General features: G+C 43.0%; 17 protein-coding genes. 3 read left to right on the forward strand and 14 right to left on the reverse strand.

Going from position 1 to position 19,174, the window contains the following annotated elements; all coding sequences use genetic code 11:
- Positions 1 to 119: 119 nt before the first annotated feature.
- From BQ7344_RS04620 to BQ7344_RS16455, 3 genes are read right to left on the reverse strand one after another with little or no spacing between them, the layout of a single operon-like run.
- A complete protein-coding gene (locus BQ7344_RS04620) occupies positions 120 to 902 on the reverse strand; it encodes a tetratricopeptide repeat protein (protein ID WP_072521615.1) in 783 nt (260 codons plus the stop codon).
- Complete coding sequence (locus BQ7344_RS04625; RefSeq protein WP_072521616.1) at positions 899 to 2,161, reverse strand: DUF5716 family protein; 1,263 nt, start codon at positions 2,159 to 2,161, stop codon at positions 899 to 901. The genes BQ7344_RS04620 and BQ7344_RS04625 overlap by 4 nt, the downstream gene beginning before the upstream one ends.
- Positions 2,158 to 5,703: a DUF5717 family protein gene (locus BQ7344_RS16455; protein ID WP_235816041.1), complete on the reverse strand. Its 3,546-nt coding sequence runs from the start codon at positions 5,701 to 5,703 to the stop codon at positions 2,158 to 2,160. The genes BQ7344_RS04625 and BQ7344_RS16455 overlap by 4 nt, the downstream gene beginning before the upstream one ends.
- A 179-nt stretch (positions 5,704 to 5,882) precedes the next feature.
- Here BQ7344_RS16455 and sigK point away from each other — a divergent pair, with 179 nt between their 5' ends.
- Together sigK and BQ7344_RS04640 are read left to right on the forward strand one after the other, a co-directional pair.
- Entirely contained in the window at positions 5,883 to 6,503 is a 621-nt protein-coding gene (sigK, locus tag BQ7344_RS04635) for an RNA polymerase sporulation sigma factor SigK (protein ID WP_072521617.1), read from the forward strand.
- A gap of 66 nt (positions 6,504 to 6,569) precedes the next feature.
- Complete coding sequence (locus BQ7344_RS04640) at positions 6,570 to 8,732, forward strand: DUF5722 domain-containing protein (protein ID WP_072521618.1); 2,163 nt, start codon at positions 6,570 to 6,572, stop codon at positions 8,730 to 8,732.
- 83 nt (positions 8,733 to 8,815) lie between these two features.
- On the opposite strand, the gene BQ7344_RS04645 is transcribed toward BQ7344_RS04640, so the two are convergent.
- The 8 genes from BQ7344_RS04645 to mtaB form a co-directional block, all read right to left on the reverse strand.
- On the reverse strand, positions 8,816 to 10,051 hold the full coding sequence (locus tag BQ7344_RS04645; RefSeq protein ID WP_072521619.1) for a peptidase U32 family protein: 1,236 nt from the start codon (positions 10,049 to 10,051) through the stop codon (positions 8,816 to 8,818).
- Positions 10,048 to 10,695 carry an O-methyltransferase gene (locus tag BQ7344_RS04650; protein WP_072521620.1) on the reverse strand — a complete coding sequence of 216 codons (648 nt, stop codon included), beginning with the start codon at positions 10,693 to 10,695 and terminating at the stop codon, positions 10,048 to 10,050. Before BQ7344_RS04650 ends, BQ7344_RS04645 begins: the two co-directional genes overlap by 4 nt.
- A complete protein-coding gene (locus BQ7344_RS04655) occupies positions 10,692 to 11,093 on the reverse strand; it encodes an MltG/YceG/YrrL family protein (RefSeq protein ID WP_072521621.1) in 402 nt (133 codons plus the stop codon). Before BQ7344_RS04655 ends, BQ7344_RS04650 begins: the two co-directional genes overlap by 4 nt.
- A gap of 34 nt (positions 11,094 to 11,127) precedes the next feature.
- Positions 11,128 to 13,026, reverse strand: a complete 1,899-nt coding sequence (locus BQ7344_RS04660) for a ribonuclease J (RefSeq protein ID WP_235816042.1) — start codon at positions 13,024 to 13,026, stop codon at positions 11,128 to 11,130.
- A 48-nt stretch (positions 13,027 to 13,074) separates the two neighbouring features.
- A complete protein-coding gene (locus tag BQ7344_RS04665; RefSeq protein WP_072521622.1) occupies positions 13,075 to 13,332 on the reverse strand; it encodes a DUF1292 domain-containing protein in 258 nt (85 codons plus the stop codon).
- Positions 13,333 to 13,345: 13 nt separating this feature from the next.
- Positions 13,346 to 13,768: a Holliday junction resolvase RuvX gene (gene ruvX, locus BQ7344_RS04670; RefSeq protein ID WP_072521623.1), complete on the reverse strand. Its 423-nt coding sequence runs from the start codon at positions 13,766 to 13,768 to the stop codon at positions 13,346 to 13,348.
- 4 nt (positions 13,769 to 13,772) lie between these two features.
- The gene (locus BQ7344_RS04675) at positions 13,773 to 14,045 is read right to left on the reverse strand and encodes an IreB family regulatory phosphoprotein (protein WP_015542353.1); all 273 of its coding nucleotides are present in this window, start codon (positions 14,043 to 14,045) and stop codon (positions 13,773 to 13,775) included.
- Between the two features lie 114 nt (positions 14,046 to 14,159).
- A complete protein-coding gene (gene mtaB, locus BQ7344_RS04680) occupies positions 14,160 to 15,476 on the reverse strand; it encodes a tRNA (N(6)-L-threonylcarbamoyladenosine(37)-C(2))-methylthiotransferase MtaB (protein WP_072521624.1) in 1,317 nt (438 codons plus the stop codon).
- Positions 15,477 to 15,697: 221 nt separating this feature from the next.
- On the opposite strand from mtaB, the gene BQ7344_RS04685 reads away from it, so the two are divergent.
- A complete protein-coding gene (locus BQ7344_RS04685) occupies positions 15,698 to 15,934 on the forward strand; it encodes an HPr family phosphocarrier protein (protein ID WP_072521625.1) in 237 nt (78 codons plus the stop codon).
- A gap of 92 nt (positions 15,935 to 16,026) precedes the next feature.
- Here BQ7344_RS04685 and thiI read toward each other — a convergent pair whose 3' ends face one another.
- Genes thiI through BQ7344_RS04700 form a run of 3 tightly spaced genes read right to left on the reverse strand, consistent with a single transcriptional unit; the run spans position 16,027 to position 19,174 of the window.
- Positions 16,027 to 17,208 carry a tRNA uracil 4-sulfurtransferase ThiI gene (thiI, locus tag BQ7344_RS04690; RefSeq protein ID WP_072521626.1) on the reverse strand — a complete coding sequence of 394 codons (1,182 nt, stop codon included), beginning with the start codon at positions 17,206 to 17,208 and terminating at the stop codon, positions 16,027 to 16,029.
- Between the two features lie 51 nt (positions 17,209 to 17,259).
- The gene (locus BQ7344_RS04695) at positions 17,260 to 18,414 is read right to left on the reverse strand and encodes a cysteine desulfurase family protein (RefSeq protein ID WP_072521627.1); all 1,155 of its coding nucleotides are present in this window, start codon (positions 18,412 to 18,414) and stop codon (positions 17,260 to 17,262) included.
- 16 nt (positions 18,415 to 18,430) lie between these two features.
- Entirely contained in the window at positions 18,431 to 19,174 is a 744-nt protein-coding gene (locus BQ7344_RS04700; protein WP_072521628.1) for a 16S rRNA (uracil(1498)-N(3))-methyltransferase, read from the reverse strand.

Below are 19,174 nucleotides of genomic sequence, written 5' to 3' on the forward strand. Positions count from 1 at the left end.
TTCCTCCTAATCTTTTTGGGCAATATTACCAGACCCAAATTATATGTTTAGTTTAACAGATTAAGTCTGTTTCGTCTACCTTATTTATATAAAAAAAACTGTATACATTGTGATTTATTTCACGAACCCGTACTTCTGTGATATTCTGATGTAAGATGATTGAGAATATCGTCCATATTTTGAGAATTCACTTTTGCCCTCTGAATCTGGGAAAATTCTTTTTTTCTATTCTGCACGGCAGTCAGTATTTCTTCTTCCACTCCCAGCGTCTTTGCCATATTTTTGTATTCTTCCTCACTGTATGACATGGAAAAAGCCGTCAGATACGTTTCCAGTGCTTCTGTACTCCGGCCTCCCTCATATGCCCGGCGGAAACACTCTATTGCTTTATCCATCTGGAAAAGATAACTGTATGCACAGCCAAGGTTATGATAAATACATTCTGTCAGACCTTCCCGTATCTCTTCGAGATCTTTTCTGTCAAGTAACTTCTGGTAAACCTGAATCGCATGAACATACATTTTATTTTCCATCAGAGCATCACCTTTGCATTTTTCACGCATCGCCGGTGTTTCTTTATCAAATTTCTGCAAACGAGTATTCAATACTTTCAGTTCTTCATAGGTCAGATAATTGATTTCCTTAAATACCGGATAGACAAGATCCTCGGCACTTGCAAATTTTCCCATTTTCGGACGCAGCTTTGCTGCAAGTGCAGGAAGTTTCAATTCCTCTTGAATCCAGTTGCACAGTCCTTCATTAAGGATTGTCTGATCGATCAGATAAAGATTGTGGTCAAGATAATAACACAATTCTTCCAGCGAATAAATATTCATGCTGATATTTTCTATAAAGTAAGGTGCCTCTGCCCTTTCGGTCTGACACAGTATATATCCGCTCACGCAATCCCCTCCTGCCATCTGGTCGTTTCTTTCCATTCTTTCCCTGAAGCCGGAAACATCTCTCCAAATCCAAGGTCTTTCACTGTGATACAGCATTCTTCTGCTGATATATATCGAAGTGATATGCTGAGACGTGTCGTTCTGTTGGGGCGCTGCGGCAGTCCCGGAAGTTTCATCACAATATGCCTTCTTTCGGATTCACGCATATGTTCCACTACAAATACCAGTTCATCGGTATCATCCAGAATCAGTTCGATATCCGCACTGCTTTCATACCAGTTTCTTCCAGCTTCAATCAATGGATAATAAGTCGGCGCACCCATAACACGCATCTCCATTCCCACACTCGTAAGAACAAGCGAACGGCTCATATATCGATAATCCCGAAGCCTGTGTGTAATAAAACGTTCTGCCCCGGCTGCACATGCCCCTCTGGCAAACAGATTGTTTCCATAAAATACCTTACGTTTCTGATAGCAGAGAAGTTTGACTGACTTCTTTGCCCATTCCTGATCAAATCCATCTCCGTTTATCTGAATACTGGAGTAAAGCTCTTTACTCAGTGTATTCTGCACAAAAGCATAAAAATCTGCATCTCTCTGCGTCATATCTTCACTGAGATCTGTCTCCACCGGTGTTTCCAGCATAACAGGAACCGGTTTGTTTCCGCCATTCATAACCATTCTGCGGAATGTCACATGTCGGTCATGGAAACTGTACCAGCCAACGCTCCTGTTCCATGTTTCCATTTTCTGTGTCATCACGTAATAATAGAAGCTTTCCTCGTAATCCTGAAGAATACAGTGTTCTTTCGGGATCCCCAGAAATCCGCATGCTTTCTGCAGATTATCCACTTGTACAGCATCCAGCGTTTCCATAGAAATTACCAGTGCACGGATGTTTTTTTCCACATCGGCAACGCCGAGAAGTTTCATCATCCCGCGAATATAGTATGCCAGCAGCTCCCACGGTTCCTTTTGTTCTTCCGCTACAATGATTCTCTCTCTGCTCTTTGAAACCGCATAGAGATCACTGACCAGAAATCCGCCTTTTTCTCTGGCAAAGTACTCTGCTTCCAGACCAACGCAATAATCCTTCTGCTCCAGTCGCCTGCAGAGACTGGTTGGCATCTCAAACTGACTGCTGCCCACCTTTACCGGAAGTGAGCGCGGTTCATCTGCCTTACGGTCATAGTAACAGATCTGGGAATATTCTTTTCCAAAATCAATTCCGATTATCAAATCTTTTGTCTCGTTCATTTCTCATTTTCCTTTTTGATGGTGAACATGTTCTGTACGTATTGTTCCTGCCTCATAAACCGTTTCAGTTCTTTTTCCGCCTCATTTTTTTTGCCGAGCTTTCTTGCAGAAAGTATCTGATTCAGGATCTGATATCTGCTTCCCGGTGTTCCTTCGATCTTTTTCATTGTAAGAACCCGTTCCACGGTTTTCTGCACTTTCTTTCCATCATCAATTTTGAAATAATACCGCAGTGACTCCCCATAAAACAAGGTAAAGGCACGTACAAAAATACCCTGGTACATTTCTTTCAGCGGCTCACATTTGTATTCCCTGTCATTTCCGATTCCGGTATCCAGACTGTAAAACAACGTTACTTTCGCGCCCGGCGCCGCATGACATTCTACAAAAGTCTTATCATCCAGCTGATACGGACTCAAAAGCTCCGGTGACATTCTTCGGAAAAAGCCGAACATCAGATGTTCCTTCGCACATTCTTTCAGTATTCCCTGCTGAATACCGACATATTCCGGTTTTGGATCCTGCTCCCTGGAAATCTCTTTCAGAAGTGCCAGTCTGCAGATCCGGTTCACCGGCCATTTGTTAAAATAAGCATATTCCAGACGTCCACGCACAAACGCGCTCATCGTGTATTCTTTTACAAATACCCCATATGCGACCTGTGTCAGATAAGCTCCGATAATCCGTTCTTTTCCCGACTGACTGACATAAGATTCCAACACTGCTTCGCCTTCTTTACGGTAATCCGAAGTAAAGATCAGAAGGCTTAAAATACGTTCTTCCAGATCATATGTTTCCATCTCAAACCCTCTGGCACTCTTCCAGATAGACAAAAGCTCGTCCATCGGCCCGAAGCGATATTTCATCAGGTAATATAAAATAACTTCATCGTATTTTCCATTTCGATATACTTCAGATGCAAGTGCCAGAAGTTCTTCATCCTCTGCCATGTTACTCTTCAGTATCATACGGCTTGTAAGCTTCAGAAGGCTTGTAAGCTCCAGCCCTTCATATCCGAATTCTTCTACAAGTCCCATTGCCTGGCGGAACAGTCTGCGGGAGATCAGAACCTCCAGAAGTGTTGTGCGGTCAACCAGTGCATACTGACGATAATCCATTCTTTCAAGATATTTGTCAAGATCCTGTCCATGTACATTCTGTGCATAAAATTCCAGAATTTTTTTCCGTATGGATCTGCGGTATGTTTCCGTGCAGGAAGAAAGTTCTGCAAGGCGCTGAAAATATGCAAGATTTTCTCTGCTCATTTTGGCTGTCTCACAATAATGAAGCAAAAGCCCCGGCTCTTCGACACCCAGTTTCAGTAATTCCGGGATTACTTTCTCCTCATCCGTCAGTTTTTTCAGATTATATGGTATCGTTGCCGCATAGCGACGCTGTTTACCATCCTGAAAAAGAATTGCAGCATCCTCTGTATAGAGCCGAATATATGCCACCCCCTGAGTGCACGGATATACTTCTTCCTCCTGAAGCTGTTTATGGCGAACGATTATCTGCCGCACCTTGTCATCGTCGCAATACAGTCTGTGCATAAACAGCTTCGGTGCAAGACGCTCGCCCTCTTCCCTGCTGAACGGTTCAAACAGGAATTCCTGATAAAGTGTCGCATAATTTTCATCCAGCTGCCCGTCACAGAGTTTTCGATATGCGAAACGCTCCATACTTTCTTTATAATTTTCATATGTATGAGGATCTGTGTCTTTCGCAGCGATCACACTTGCATAAACATATGCTTTCCGTGCATCTCCGAGAGAATTATCATTGTAGGCAAAATACATCAGAAGTGCCTTCGGAAGCTGTCTTCGATAAGAAATCTCCATCGTCTCCACATAATATTCATAGAGTCTGGTAATTCGAAGCCCCTGCTCAACCGCCAGTGAAAACCACTGGAAATACTTTTGTTTCCGTGGTTCACCCTTCATTATATATTTGCAGATTGCCTCCAGAACATCGTCCGAAGGAAACTTCTCATAACCAGCCGCCAGTGTCTGATACAGACTGCCATAAAATTTCTTTTCGTAGCCGGAAAGATATGCAAGGCGCATCACAAGTTCTTCCGTGAGCAGTCCATGCTTTCCTGCAAAACAGAACACCTGCATCCAAAATGGGCTCAGACGGTGCAGCAGGGAAACATCCTCACTTATGAGTTTCCATGCTTCCACATAAAGCAGCGGACTAAAGCAGCCCTTTTCGTAAAGTTCTTCCAGCATAAACAACACTTTCGATGGTGTCGTTCTATATGTACTGTCCAGCTGAAGAAGCAGCCACAAAAGTATAAAGCTGTCTTCTTTCTGACGAAAGAAATTTTGCAGCCGCCAAACAGCCTGTCCTTTATCCCGATATAAACCGCATACTGTGCAAAGATACAGATAAATGCCTGCCTGCTCCAGTTCCTCTCTTGTAAACTCCTTGAGCTGATATTGTTTCAGCAGGGATGCTGCGGTCTGATCATCGCCTTTTATATGTGCAATATATGCCTGATAAAAATGATATTCCGGATATTCACATCCCGAAACCTTCAGCCGGTCCAGTATCCGTTCCGTATGTGAAATCCATGTCTCACAGTCTGTATGTCCGATACGATACTCTATATAATCATGTATAAGCTCTGCTTTGTGCTTCTTTTCTTCTCTGCGAATGTCAATACGGATCTGCGGACTCTTTGACGCAGTCACCTGATATCTCAGTTCCTGATACGGGCTTCTTACAATGATCTCACCAATCTGGTTACCGGATTTTAACTGATCTGCATGAATGACATAGTTCAGTTTCAGACAGCTTCCGATGAATTCTTCATCCGTAACGACCTTACGTTCCGGCTCAAGGAATCCCCCCTTGCTTTCTATATCCAGGCGAAGATGTCCCCAGCCGCTCCTCTGGATCTCAAAGGATTCCTGTATGGTTTCTTTGACATTATAAAACTCTGTTTCTGTAGTTTTAAGTGAAATCGAAACAGCCGCTTTTTGTTTCGTGGCAACCAGAAATTCTTCCAGATTCTGCCATGTTACAGGCTGCTTTGAAAGGCCTGCGTAAAGCGCCTTCTGTTTCGGATCTGCCTCTGCAATCACAGTGGCAAAATTTTTATCTGTAAAAATCCTGTAAGCCTCTCTGAAATCCTTATGTGCAATCTCCGTAAGAGCTTCCAAATCCCTGACTTCACTTCCAAAGCTTCGCATTTCTTCTTTTACGGCCTGAATTCGAAACGGAACCTTGTACTCACCTGTACTTGAAGTCACGCACAGCCAGCCGGTACATACCTCTCCCGGTTGCATACCTGAACCGTCTATTCCATAAGGCATCCGCACTGTCGTGCCGGAGAAACGACTGCTGCCCGGTACAAATCTGCGGTTCGAAGACGTCACATATCCCTGAATCCGGTCATTGTTTTCTGTTCCAAAGTAGAGTTCGCCCTGCGCTGTGCTTCCGGCTTCCAGCGTAATCTCCAGCCGGTCCTTCGAGAAAAGGAGTTCCGGCTGCTCATATTCAAATTTTCCGTTCAGTATCTGTTCTATCTTTTTTTTCAATCTGGTTCACCTGATCATCCTTGAAATCGTATTTTTCGTATTGAAATTATTATACACTACATCGAGGTGAGAAGCAAGGAAACGCCTAATGCCAGTATTTTTTTCATTATTTTCTGGGAAAAGCACAGGAAACTTGTCTTGAACATAAACTATATAGAAATCCCGCTTGAGGTGGACACTTGAAAACATTCTTAAAACCTTTGACTTCCGCAGAGGAAAAACTCTGCCTCAAACGCTGCCGAAAAGGGGATTCTGAAGCAAAACGTATTCTTATTGAGCATAACCTGCGTCTGGTTGCCCACGTTGCAAAAAAATATCAAAATACCGGTGAAGACCTTGAGGATCTGATTTCCATCGGGACGATCGGACTGATCAAGGCTATTTCTACTTTTGATGTTGACCGGTCTGCCAGACTTTCCACTTATGCTGCGCGATGTATTGACAATGAGCTTCTGATGATGCTCCGTTCACGCAAAAAATGTTCCAGAGAAGTCTCTCTGTATGAACCGATTGGAACAGACAAAGAAGGAAATGAGATCAGTCTGCTTGATATCATCGAAAGCCCTCCGGTGGATATCGTTGAGAATTACTCCACACAACAGGACATTCTTCATCTCCTTTCGTCTATAAAGAGCATTCTTTCTCCAAAGGAATATCAGGTCATCTGCTACCGCTACGGCATCTTTAATGAACCTGAGCTGACCCAGCGCGAGATTGCCTCCCGCCTTGATATCAGCCGCTCCTATGTCTCCCGCATCGAAAAAAATGCTCTAAAAAAATTACGTACTTTATTCCATTGATTTTCTCTGAGAAATCTTCTAAAATCATAAATGGATCAGTCTATGATCGGAAGGAGAATACCACTTATGAGAAATACCAATCGCAACCCATTTCTTTCATGCATACGTAAATTTTCCGGTTTTATTTTCATTCTGTTGTTGTGCGTGACTTTATGCAGTTCACTGACAGAACCTGTTCAGGTGGAGGCAGCGACAAATCCTGTTTCTATCACTTCATGCAGACTGAACGGAACAAAAAAAATACGTATCACAGCCACTGTTTCAAACATACGAAGGATAGGCGGTTCCAGATGCTATCTTTTTGCACTGACTCCGGGAAGCAGCCGGATTTCTTCATCCGCCAGACCTGTTGCATCTGCACGCAAAGCAAACAAGATGACATTTTCCTGTCCTTCTACTTTAAACAATACCAGTCTTCTTTATCATGGTTTTGCAATCGCTTCGAGAAACAGCAGAGGCAAATACACCCAAATCAGTACAAAACGATATATTTCAAATCCCGGTGCACTTGCCAGATACCGCTACCGCTTCCCGAAAGCAGTTTCCAAAAAGGGGCTGCAGATCAACGCCGATATGCTTGAAGACGCCGAGGAGCTGAATGTACATAACTCTGTCATCAATATTGATTTCAGTCAGCTCCTTGCACCACCAGTCCTTAGAAATTCCAGATATTCTTATGCCTGGAAGTATAATGGTAAAACTTATTGGTTCGTAAAAGACTCTGTTTCTTATTATGACCGACAGCTGCAATCATTAAAGTCCACCTCTTCCGTCAACAGCGCTGTCCTTCTTTTAAGCTGGCGCGATGATCTTAGGGGACTGATTTATCCGCAGGGGCGTTATAAAGGGCACAGTTTTTATGCCTGGAACACTGCCAACCCTGCTGCAAGAAATTATCTGCAGGCAACGCTTAATTTTCTTGCCAACCGTTACAGTACTACCAATGGAAAATACGGACGAATCGTAAACTGGATCGTCGGAAACGAAGTCAACAATTACTGGACATATAATTATGCGGGTTCCAAGAACTTAAATCAGTATGCAAAAGTCTATGCCGACCAGTTCCGTCTGGCATATAATGTGCTGACAAGCGTCTATTCAAATGCAAGAGTTTACATTTCACTGGATCATCTGTGGAATACTAACAATGTGAGTGGTACTTTTGCTTCGCGCAAAATGCTGGACGCATTTGCTACAAGACTTCGTGCTGATGGAAACATCGCATGGAACCTTGCTTACCACCCTTACAGTTCGCCACTGACAGAGCCACGCTTCTGGGCCAACACAAACGGGCAGATCAGAAATTCGCTTTCTTCTCCTGTAATCAATATGGGAAATATCCAGATTCTGACTCGTTACATCCGCCAGAAATACGGTTCCCGAACAAGGATCATTCTTTCTGAACAGGGGTATACTTCTATCCAGAACGGAAAAAATGTTGAAAAACTTCAGGCCGCCGCGATTGCATATTCGTACCTGATTTCTGAATCAGACAACATGATCGACTCTCTCATCATTCACCGTCAGGTCGATCACACAGCTGAGATCAGTCAGGGATTAAACCTCGGATTATGGACAACTTCCGCAAGTTCTTCCTCACCCGAGAATGCCAGATCAAAAAAATTATCCTGGAATATCTATAAATACATGGACACCAGCCTTTCCAATTTCGCAACAAGTTCACTGGTATCTTCAATTGGTGGTGCCAGAAGCTGGAGACAGCTTATTCCTTCTTACAGCAACAGACTTTACAACAAAGTTTCCTGTACAATTGGAAGACTAACCCCGGTAAGTGGTTATAAAAAGACAGGTTCTGTTTCCAAAAGCTGGACAGCCTACGGTGCTTCCAGAAGTTTCAATAAAAAAGGCGATAATTTTACTATATACCGGAACACCTCCCGCAATCAGAATATTTCATGGGGATATACGCAAAGTTTTAAGAAAAACCTTAATGTTTCTTCTTCTCCACGTTTCTGCACTACTCTCCGTGTAACAGGGGCAACCAAAACTTCTGTCCAGATTAAAATACGCTTCTTTTGCGGAAAACAATATTTTGAATGTGCACGAAATATCCCTACCCGCAGGACTGTTCATTTGTCTACTACTCTTGCCAACTGGAAATATCGCAAGAATATCACCAAAATCCAGATCCTTGCCCAACCGGTAAGCGGTGCTTCCTGGAAATCCGGAGCAAGATTTGAACTGACTGCGCCGGTATTGTGCCGTTAATCCTCTCTATGATAGTCACTTCTTATGCCAAAAAGATCAGGTACCTGAAATGGGTATCTGATCTTTTTTATTATAGCTGTAATTTAATTTTCTGATGCTTCTGCTCTTCTTAAGAGATCGTATTTCTCTATCCCTGTTCCAAGGTCTACAGCAAGTTTCTGCTGCGGATGCGGCGCACTCTCAACAGATTCACCATTTTCATTGTAGATTGCCTTAACCGTCACAGACAAGTTTCTTCCGTCCGGCTTCATGATTTCGATAGTCTCACCGACACAGAATTTATTTCTCTGGGTAATATGTGCAAATCCTTTCTCATCAATTTCTTCCGCATATCCCAGATAAGTATATTCTTTTACGTAAGTATTGTTGTCATAGATCTGTGTATTCTGATCTGGTTTTCCATAGAAGAATCCCGTCGTAAACTGTCTGTATGTGCAGTTTGAAATCTGTTCCTGATACCATGGCATGTTCGCTTTATATTTCTCAGGAGATTCCAGATAGTCATCGATTGCCTTACGGTATGTTCTCGCGACTGTTGCTACATAAAGTGCAGTTTTCATACGTCCCTCGATCTTCAGGCTGTCGATCCCACTGTTCAGGACATCATCCATATGCTCAATCATACAGAGATCCTTGGAGTTAAAAATATAAGTGCCCCTCTCATTTTCATAAACCGGCATGTATTCGCCCGGACGCTTTTCCTCAACTACAGAATATTTCCAACGGCATGGATGTGTACATGCGCCCTGATTGGCATCTCTTCCTACAAGATAATTGCTCAGCAGGCATCTTCCTGAATAGGAAATGCACATTGCTCCATGTATAAATGTCTCAATTTCCATATCATCCGAAATATTTGCACGGATCTCACGAATCTCTTTCAGAGACAGTTCACGTGCAGTTACAACACGTTTGGCTCCGAGACGGTACCAGAATCGATAAGTCTCATAATTGGTATTATTTGCCTGTGTACTGATGTGGCATTCGATCTCAGGGCAGATTTCACGGGCATAAGTAAAGATTCCCGGGTCTGCAATGATCAGTGCATCTGGTTTTAATTCCTTGAGTTCCTGCAGATATTCACGTACTCCCGGAAGGTCATCGTTATGCGCAAGAATGTTTACTGTCACATAGACTTTTACACCATGTTCATGTGCAAAAGCGATTCCTTCTGCCATATCTTCTTTTGAAAAGTTCTTCGCCTTCGCACGAAGCCCAAATGCTTCACCACCGATATAAACGGCATCTGCGCCAAATACAACGGCGATCTTAAGAACTTCCAGACTGCTTGCCGGAACCAGCAATTCAATTTTTCTCATAATTCCTCCTTAACACTCACAGAAACACCGTCGCCCAATGGAATGATACTCGTCGTAAGCTGTGGGTGATGCTTCAGTTCAAAAAGATAATCTCTCATTCGTTTATAAATCGTACGGTTTCTGCGTTCCACAAGGTAGTGAGACTCGATCAGTTCCCCCTCCTGCAGAACATTATCCGACATCAGGATTCCGCCCGGTGCAAGAAGTCTTACAACATCTGGAAGCCAGTGAATATACTGACCTTTGGCTGCATCCATAAAGATCAGATCATAAGAGTCTTTAAGTTCTTTCAGGATTTCTCCTGCATCTCCTTCCAGAAATGTAATCTGTTTTTCTCTTCCTGCTTTTTTGAAATTCTCTTTTGCGAGCGGAATTCGTTTTTCGTAATTTTCAATCGTTGTTATATGCAGATCCGGTCTGCCGTATTCACACATAAGAAGTGTGGAGAAGCCAACGGCTGTCCCCACTTCCAGAATTTTCTGCGGTTTTGCAAGCGCCAGCAGAGTTTTGATGAAACTCTGCATCTCCTTACGGATGATCGGAACTCCCTCAGAAAGAGCAGAACACTCCAGTTCATCAAGAAATGGAGTGTTGCCTGTATCAAGAGAATTTATAAATGTTCGCATTCTTTCTTCTACGATCACGAAGTTACTCCCTCCTGCTCCGCATCTCCCGCAAGAATACCCATGATTCTGGTCGGTGTATATGCAGTGCTGAGAAGATAAGTTCCCGGTCTCATTTTGCCGCTGTAATTGGAAAGCTTTTCCTGTATAACAAATACCAGTGTATCTTCGATCAGGCCTTTGCTTTTCAGTGTTTTGGCAATATCATAAGCCGTTGCGTCTTCTTTGATCACAACCGTTACTTCCTGTCCCTCTCCCGGACTCATTGCCTGCTGGTTAAATATGTTGTATCCAAACTGGTATGTGACTTTTCCGATCCAGATAACAAGAACAGCCACACATACATACAGAGCTATTTTGAAAAAACCTCCCGCAACGATGACTCCTGCTGCGCCTACCCGGTCTTTTGTATCTCCCATATCGGCTCCTTTCTGTCTGTAAAAGCTTCGTGTCTTATGCTTCCATGATGATCGGCAGGATCATCGGACTTCTCTTTGTTCTCTTCCATAGGAAATCACTGAGTGCATCTTTCACTACATTTTTGATCTTGCCCCAGTCTGTGATGTTGCGGTCCAGGCAGGAATCAAGTGCATTCTCAACAACTTCTTTTGCATGTTCCATCAGATCCTCAGATTCTCTTACATATACGAAACCTCTGGATACGATATCCGGTCCTGCAAGAACAACGTTGCTGTGTCGCTCCAGTGTCATGACAACGATCATAATGCCGTCTTCTGCAAGGTGCTGACGGTCACGAAGGACAATGTTTCCGACATCACCGACACCAAGACCGTCTACAAGAATTGCTCCTGTCTGAACGGATCCTGTTACCTGAGCACTGTTTTCATCCATTTCAAGAACGTTGCCGGATGCAAGGATAAAGATATTTTCTTTCGGGATACCGAGATCCTCAACCACATGTTTCTGTGCGGTCAGATGGCGGTATTCACCATGAACCGGAATTGCATATTTCGGTCTTACCAGTGAATAGATCAGCTTGATTTCTTCCTGGCATGCATGTCCTGATACATGAACATCCTGGAAAATAACTTTTGCCCCTTTCATAGACAGTTCGTTGATAACCTTTGACACGGCTTTTTCGTTTCCTGGAATCGGGTTGGAACTGAAAATGATCGTATCGTTTGGTTTAATTGTAATTTTCTTGTGGATGTCTGCTGCCATTCTGGAAAGTGCTGCCATAGACTCTCCCTGGCTTCCTGTCGTGATCAGAACTACTTTTTCATCCGGATAGTTCTTAACCTGATCGATCTCAATCAGAGTATTTTCCGGAATTCGGAGATAACCAAGCTCTGATGCAACAGAAATGATATTGACCATACTACGGCCTTCGACTGCAACCTTACGTCCGAAACGGTATGCAGTATCAATGATCTGCTGCACACGGTCAACGTTTGAAGCAAAAGTCGCAATAATGATTCGTGCGTTTTTGTGTTCGTTAAATAAATTGTCAAAGACACGTCCCACGGTACGTTCGGACATGGTGAATCCCGGACGTTCTGCATTGGTACTGTCACACATCAGTGCAAGTACACCTTTCTTACCAATCTCGGCAAAACGCTGAAGATCAATTGCGTCACCAAATACCGGTGTGTAATCCACCTTAAAGTCGCCGGTATGAACTACGATACCTGCCGGTGAATAGATTGCAAGGGCAGACGCATCCTGAATACTGTGGTTTGTCTTGATAAATTCGATGGAAAAATCACCCAGATTGATAACCTGTCCGTGTTTTACTTCTTTTAACTTTGTAGAACGAACAAGATTATGCTCTTTCAGTTTGTTGGTGATCAGTCCAAGTGTCAGTTTCGTAGAATAAATCGGTACATTTACTTCCTTTAAAATGTACGGAAGTGCACCAATATGGTCTTCATGACCATGTGTGATCACGAAACCTTTGACTTTGGAAATATTTTCCTTCAGATAGGTCACATCCGGAATGACAAGGTCGATACCAAGCATATCGTCTTCCGGGAAGGAAAGCCCGCAGTCAACGACTACAATACTGTCTTCGTATTCAAATGCTGTGATGTTCATTCCGATCTGCTCAAGTCCGCCAAGCGGAATGACTTTCAGCTTGGATGTGCCGCGGCGGCCCTTACGTAATCCTGTGCGAAGCTGCTGTTTCTGAACATTCTTAACTGCAGGCTTGCTGCCAGTTTTCTGCTGTGGTTTCTGCTGCTGTTTATATTTGAAATTTTTCTGTTTCGGGTTCTGTTTTTTTGCGTTATTATCAGCAGATTTCCTGTCATGGTTATTGTATCTTCTCGGTTTGAATCTGCTGTCTCTTGGCATACTTTCTCTCTGTGGTGTATGCGCTTTATTTTCGTTCATATTATTTTCTATACTCAATCAAGCACCTCCATAATGCTTCGTGTGCAATCACATTTCAAGGTCTACGTCCTCAAGCATCTGCTCAAAAACTTTATATACTGCCTGCAGTTCGTTCTCATCTTCAACCATTTCATAGCAGGCTTCGGAATCTGTATCTTCTGATACGTCTTTTAAAATATAGGCATTTGCTTCGTCATCCATTGAATCAGAAACAAGGAGGTACGCCACCCCTCCGATTCTTGTCTGCTCCTCAATGTAGAAATCTTCTACTGTTCCATCAGGAGACTGAAATCTGATTTTTTCCATGTTGTCACCTTTGTCATACTGACAGGGAATCCAAATATCCCTGCAAAATAAATACTGCCGCAATGCCGTCCAGATACTGTTTGCGGTTTTCTCTGCGCACACCGGCCTCTATCAGTGTCCGATCTGCCTCTACTGTTGTCAGTCGCTCATCCCACATAATAATTTCAAGCCCTGTCCGCTTTTTCAGCATTTCACCAAATTCAAGAGCTTTTTCCGCGCGCTCACCAACCGTATTGTTCATATTCTTCGGAAAGCCCAACACGATTTTCTCTACTTCATATTCTGCGATGAGTTCTTCAATTCTTGCAAGAGTACGCCGCAGCTTGTTTTCCTGTTTGCGCCATATTGTCTCTATCTTCTGCGCAGTCAGACCAAGTGGATCACTGACGGCTACTCCTACTGTTTTTGATCCATAATCTAATCCGAGAATCCGCATATTCCTAGCGTTCCCAGGATTTGTTCTTAATATATTCATTAAGTAATTCTTCTACCAGCTCATCTCTCTCGACTTTCATGATCATGCTTCTCGCGCCTTTGTGGCTGGTAATATAAGTCGGATCTCCGGACATAATATAACCGACTATCTGGTTTACCGGATTATATCCTTTCTCATCCATTGCATTGTAGACCAGATCAAGTACTTCTTTAACTTCAAGATCCTGATCTGGTTTTGTTCTGAAATATTGTGTGTTTCCTAAACTGTTTTCTGCCATTTTTCTCACGTCCTTAATAAGATTTCCTTTTTATTTTAATATAATTCTTATCAAAATACAAGAACCCTTTTTTTGTTGAAATTTATATCGAAAATCTGTGCGGCATCCTGCAGATTATTCTGCACGTAAAAGATGGTCTGTCAGAAATCCGGTCACTTTCGCCTCAACAAGATCATTTACCTGATGCACATCCGTCTTTTTGATAACAGCACGTACATATTCACGGCTGTGGCCTACATACCAGTTCTTTCCATCTTCTTCGATTTCCTCTTCAAGAAGAAGTTCGATTGTCTTTCCGATCATCGCCTCTTCGTATTCCTTTGCACGGATATCATGCAATGCCAGGAATTTTTCACTTCGCTGTGCTTTTACCGCCTCTGTGAGCTGGCCGTCCATGGCTGCCGCTTTTGTCCCATGTCTTCTGGAATATTTGAAAATGTGTGTCTCATAAAAATGAATGTTTTTTACGAATTCATAAGATTCTTCAAAATCTTCCTCTGTTTCCATCGGAAATCCTACAATTACATCCGTCGTAAGGGCTGGTGCCGGATAATATCTGCGGATCAGATCACACTTTTCCGCATATTCCTGTGCGCTGTAACGGCGGTTCATATTTTTCAGTGTTTTATTGCATCCACTCTGAAGAGACAGATGGAAATGCGGGCAGACCTTTCCTGTCGCAACGATTCCTTCCAGAAATTCTTCGGTAATAATCCTCGGTTCAAGAGAACCAAGACGGATTCTCTGAATTCCCGCTACTTTACTTACCGCCTGAATCAGAGAAAGAAGGCTCTCTCTTTCTTCTTTCGGAAAATCTACGCCGTAGGAACTTAAGTGGATGCCGGTAAGTACGACTTCTTTATAACCTTTGGACGCAAGTGTCTCAACTTCTCTTAATACATCCGCAATTTTTCTGCTTCGCACACGTCCCCTCGCAAACGGAATAATGCAGTAAGTACAGAACTGGTTGCATCCGTCCTGTACTTTGATGTACGCGCGAACATGTTCCGCTGTCTGTTCGATAGAAAGCTCCTCGTACTCTTTTGTGTGGTTGATCTCGATCACCTGTACCTGTTTGGAATGTTCTTTTTCATATTCTTCCAGCACTTCTACAATCTGTGTCTTCTGATTATTTCCGAGAATCAGGTCAACCGCATTATCTTCTTTTAATTTTTCTGTGTCTGCCTGTGCATAACATCCGGCAGCTACCACGATCGCATCCGGGTTCATTTTTTTTGCCTTATGCAGCATCTGTCGGGATTTACGGTCTGCAATATTCGTAACCGTACAGGTATTGATCAGATATATGTCCGCTCCTTCCGTAAAAGGTACGATCTCATATCCTGCTTTTTCCAGAAGCTGCTGCATTGCTTCTACTTCGTATGCATTTACTTTACAGCCCAGATTATGAAGGGCAACCTTTTTTTTCATATTTTTAACCTCATATATATTTTCTGATATTTTCACTTTGTATTCCGATTTTATTGTTTTTATAACTGTTCAGTACCTTCACAGTTACCTGCTGAATAGTTGCATTTTTTGTATATACAGACGAATATTTTACCATAATTTCATCTGATTTTCCCTTGACTTTTCAGAGGCGTACGGGTAAGATTAATCACATAACAACACTAAATAGGGAGGTTCTCAAAATGAAAACATTAAAAATCTCGCTGAATTCTATCGATAAAGTGAAAGCATTTGTTAACGAGATCAGTAAATTTGACTGTGACTTTGACTTAGTATCCGGAAGATATGTGATCGATGCAAAATCCATCATGGGCATCTTCAGTTTAGACTTATCCAAACCGATCAATCTGAATATCCATGCTGAAGGCAGCACTCTTGATACTATTCTGACAATCGTACAGCCGTATGTAATTGAGTGATCTGTATAATCTCCTTAAGGAGATCATGAATGTAAGACAGTTTTAAAACAGCTTCTGTGCATATGCATGAGAAGCTGTTTTTTTCTTACTGTTTACTGAATTTCGATTACTTCTGTAGACGCCAGCGCTTCTTCTACAAGCTGGTCGATCTTCTCGTTTAATTTCTCTTCTGATCTGTGAATCACCTTGAGATTCGGTTTTGTTACCGGATGTTTTGCCACGAAAATCGTACAGCAGTCTTCAAATGGCTGGATTGAAGTCTCAAATGTATTGATCTTTCTGGAAATCTGAACGATTTCTTCTTTGTCAAATCCAATGACTGGACGATATACCGGGAGTTCACACACTTCATCTGTTGCTGCAAGACTCTGTAATGTCTGGCTTGCAACCTGTCCGATACTCTCTCCTGTAATCAGTCCGAGACACTTATCTTTACGTGCAAAATGCTCTGCAATACGCATCATATAACGACGCATGATGATTGTAAGCTCTTCATGCGGGCACTGATCATAGATATAAAGCTGAATATCCGTAAAGTTTACAACGTGCAGACGGATCGGACCACTGTAGCGTGCAACCAGTTTTGCAAGGTCTACAACTTTCTGTTTTGCACGTTCGCTTGTGTACGGCGGGGCATGGAAATACACTGCCTCGATCTTGACTCCACGTTTTGCGATCATATAACCTGCTACTGGACTGTCAATACCACCAGAAAGGAGAAGCATGGCTTTTCCGTTTGTTCCGATCGGCATCCCTCCCGGTCCCGGAATAGTCTCGGAATATACATAAATCTTGTCACGGATCTCTACGGAAAGTGTCATTTCCGGATTGTGTACATCAACAGATGCCTCTGGGAACGCATCGAGGATTTTTTCACCTATTGCTGCACTGACTTCCATAGAGGTAATCGGGTAAGATTTTTTTGCTCTTCTTGTGTATACCTTGAAGGAACCTTTGTATTCCGGATATCTTGCTTTCATGTAGGCAACGACATCCTCTGCCATCTGATCAAAGCCCTGATCTTCATAAATGACAACCGGGCTGATACCAACGATACCAAACACTCGCTGTAATGCTTCTACAGCCTCGTCAAAATCATATTTTTCCGGACAGAACACATATACACGGCCCTGTTCTTTCGTTACGGTAAATTCGCCTTCTACCGGCTCGAGAGCCAGTTTCATCTGTTTTACAAGTGCATCCTCAAACAGATATCTGTTTTTGCCCTTGATGGCGATCTCTGCATATTTTATCAAAAATGCATGAAATATCATATCTGGTATTTCCTCCTGAATTTTCTGTCAGTGTTTTCCGACACTGGTTGTTTATTTTCTTGAGTATCTGCGGAGCATCGGAACAAGCTCTTTCATAGTCTGTAAGAAATAATCAGCTTCTTCCATCGTGTTTTCTTCACAGAAACTTAAACGTACTGTACTTTCTATCTGGTCTTTCGACATTCCCATTGCAGAAAGCGTCGCGCTCGGTTTTCTCTTGTGACTGGAGCATGCACTTCCGGCAGAAATGTAGATTCCTTTATCTTCAAGTGCATGAAGCAGGACTTCGCTGCGCACACCCATAACGCTGATGCTCAAAATCTGTGGCGCACCTTCGCGAAGCGGCATACCATTGATACGGATATCCTCAATCTCAGATAAGCCCTCTGCAATATGCTCTTTCAGCTGGTACATATGCTCTACATTTTCGTCGAGATTTTCATAAATCTGCGCAGCTGCCACACCGAGTCCTGCGATTCCAGGCACATTGTCTGTACCGGAGCGCATTCCGCTCTGCTGTCCGCCACCAAGGATCTGCGGAATGATCTTTACTTTTTCATTGATATACAAAAATCCGATACCCTTTGGTCCGTGGATCTTGTGTCCGCTGACTGCAAGAAGATCGATGCCCATCTTTTTCGGGTAAATGCGGTATTTACCAAATCCCTGGATGGCATCTACATGATAAAGAGCCTTCGGGCTTTTTTCGTGAACCATCTTCGCAATTTCTTCTACCGGCATCACGGCACCGACTTCGTTATTTACAAGCATGGTAGAAACCATAATCGTATCCGGGCGCAGAACTGCTTCCAGCGCACTCATCTTTATTTTGCCTTCGTGATCTACCGGAAGATAGGTGATTTCAAATCCCTGTTCCTGCAAAAAAGATGCCGGCTGGCTGACTGCTGCATGTTCTACCGATGTAATAATAATGTGATTTCCGTTTCTCTTGTTTGCCAGTGCACCACCGATCAGTGCAAGGTTATCAGATTCTGTACCACCTGATGTGAACAGAATCTCTTTTTCCTGCACTTTCAGAATACCTGCAATCGTCTTTGCTGATTCTTTTACGTATTTTTCTGCATCTACACCTTTTAAATGCATGGCAGACGGATTTCCGAAATCCTCTGTCATCGTCTTCACTACGATATCTTTTACAGAATCATAGCATCTGGTCGTTGCAGAATTATCAAAATAAACTTCCATAACACTCCTCTTTTATCTATTGCTCAAGCTGAAACATCAGGACTGACAAAATGGCAAGTCCGGCTGTCTCTGTACGAAGGATACGTTTACCCAGAGTAATCGGTTTCGCACCTTCGCTGATTGCTGTTTCTACTTCTTTTTCTTCAAATCCGCCTTCCGGTCCGATAAAAATTCCGATAGACTGTCCCGGCTGGATATCGGCAAGAATCTCCTTTGTCTCCTGCATTCCTTTTGCAAGTTCATACGGAATCAGGCGGACATCCATGGATTCTGCATATTTTAACGCTTCTTTAAATGTCAGTACTTCATGTACATTCGGGATCAGCATACGTTTTGACTGCTTTGCAGCACTTTCTGCGATTTGTTTCCAGCGCTCAACCTTTTTTGCTGCTTTTTTGCCGTCCAGTTTCACGACACAACGCTTTGTCTCTACCGGAATCACTTCGTATGCACCGAGCTCAACTGCCTTCTGTATGATCAGTTCCATTTTATCTGCCTTCGGAAGTCCCTGAAACAGATAGATACGGCTCTGAAGCTCATAATCCGGTTGCTGTGCATAAATAATGTGAAGAAGGACTTCGTCCGGGCTGAATTCCTCGATGGTACATCGGTATTCCTTTTTACCTCCGTCGCTGATCCAGAGTTCCTCGCCCTGTTTCATGCGCAGGACATTTGAAATATGATTGACATCACTTCCGAGGATGTGAATCTGATGTGCTCCCTCATCAATCTGATGTGGCTCTACAAAAAACCTCTGCAT

The sequence above is a fragment of the Blautia sp. Marseille-P3087 genome (assembly GCF_900120195.1).
In the GTDB taxonomy this organism is placed as follows: Bacteria; Bacillota; Clostridia; order Lachnospirales; family Lachnospiraceae; genus Blautia_A.

What these genes read in the sequence shown, in the direction of transcription:
- ruvX (WP_072521623.1), bottom strand. Translation starts at nt 13,768, where the DNA reads ATGCGGATTCTCGGATTAGATTATGGATCAAAAACAGTAGGAGTAGCC.
- BQ7344_RS04695 (WP_072521627.1), bottom strand. Translation starts at nt 18,414, where the DNA reads ATGGAAGTTTATTTTGATAATTCTGCAACGACCAGATGCTATGATTCT.
- BQ7344_RS04645 (WP_072521619.1), bottom strand. Translation starts at nt 10,051, where the DNA reads ATGAGAAAAATTGAATTGCTGGTTCCGGCAAGCAGTCTGGAAGTTCTT.
- BQ7344_RS04655 (WP_072521621.1), bottom strand. Translation starts at nt 11,093, where the DNA reads ATGGGAGATACAAAAGACCGGGTAGGCGCAGCAGGAGTCATCGTTGCG.
- thiI (WP_072521626.1), bottom strand. Translation starts at nt 17,208, where the DNA reads ATGATATTTCATGCATTTTTGATAAAATATGCAGAGATCGCCATCAAG.
- BQ7344_RS04685 (WP_072521625.1), top strand. Translation starts at nt 15,698, where the DNA reads ATGAAAACATTAAAAATCTCGCTGAATTCTATCGATAAAGTGAAAGCA.
- BQ7344_RS04700 (WP_072521628.1), bottom strand. Translation starts at nt 19,174, where the DNA reads ATGCAGAGGTTTTTTGTAGAGCCACATCAGATTGATGAGGGAGCACAT.
- BQ7344_RS04660 (WP_235816042.1), bottom strand. Translation starts at nt 13,026, where the DNA reads ATGAACGAAAATAAAGCGCATACACCACAGAGAGAAAGTATGCCAAGA.
- BQ7344_RS04625 (WP_072521616.1), bottom strand. Translation starts at nt 2,161, where the DNA reads ATGAACGAGACAAAAGATTTGATAATCGGAATTGATTTTGGAAAAGAA.
- BQ7344_RS04675 (WP_015542353.1), bottom strand. Translation starts at nt 14,045, where the DNA reads ATGGCAGAAAACAGTTTAGGAAACACACAATATTTCAGAACAAAACCA.
- BQ7344_RS04640 (WP_072521618.1), top strand. Translation starts at nt 6,570, where the DNA reads ATGAGAAATACCAATCGCAACCCATTTCTTTCATGCATACGTAAATTT.
- BQ7344_RS04665 (WP_072521622.1), bottom strand. Translation starts at nt 13,332, where the DNA reads ATGGAAAAAATCAGATTTCAGTCTCCTGATGGAACAGTAGAAGATTTC.
- mtaB (WP_072521624.1), bottom strand. Translation starts at nt 15,476, where the DNA reads ATGAAAAAAAAGGTTGCCCTTCATAATCTGGGCTGTAAAGTAAATGCA.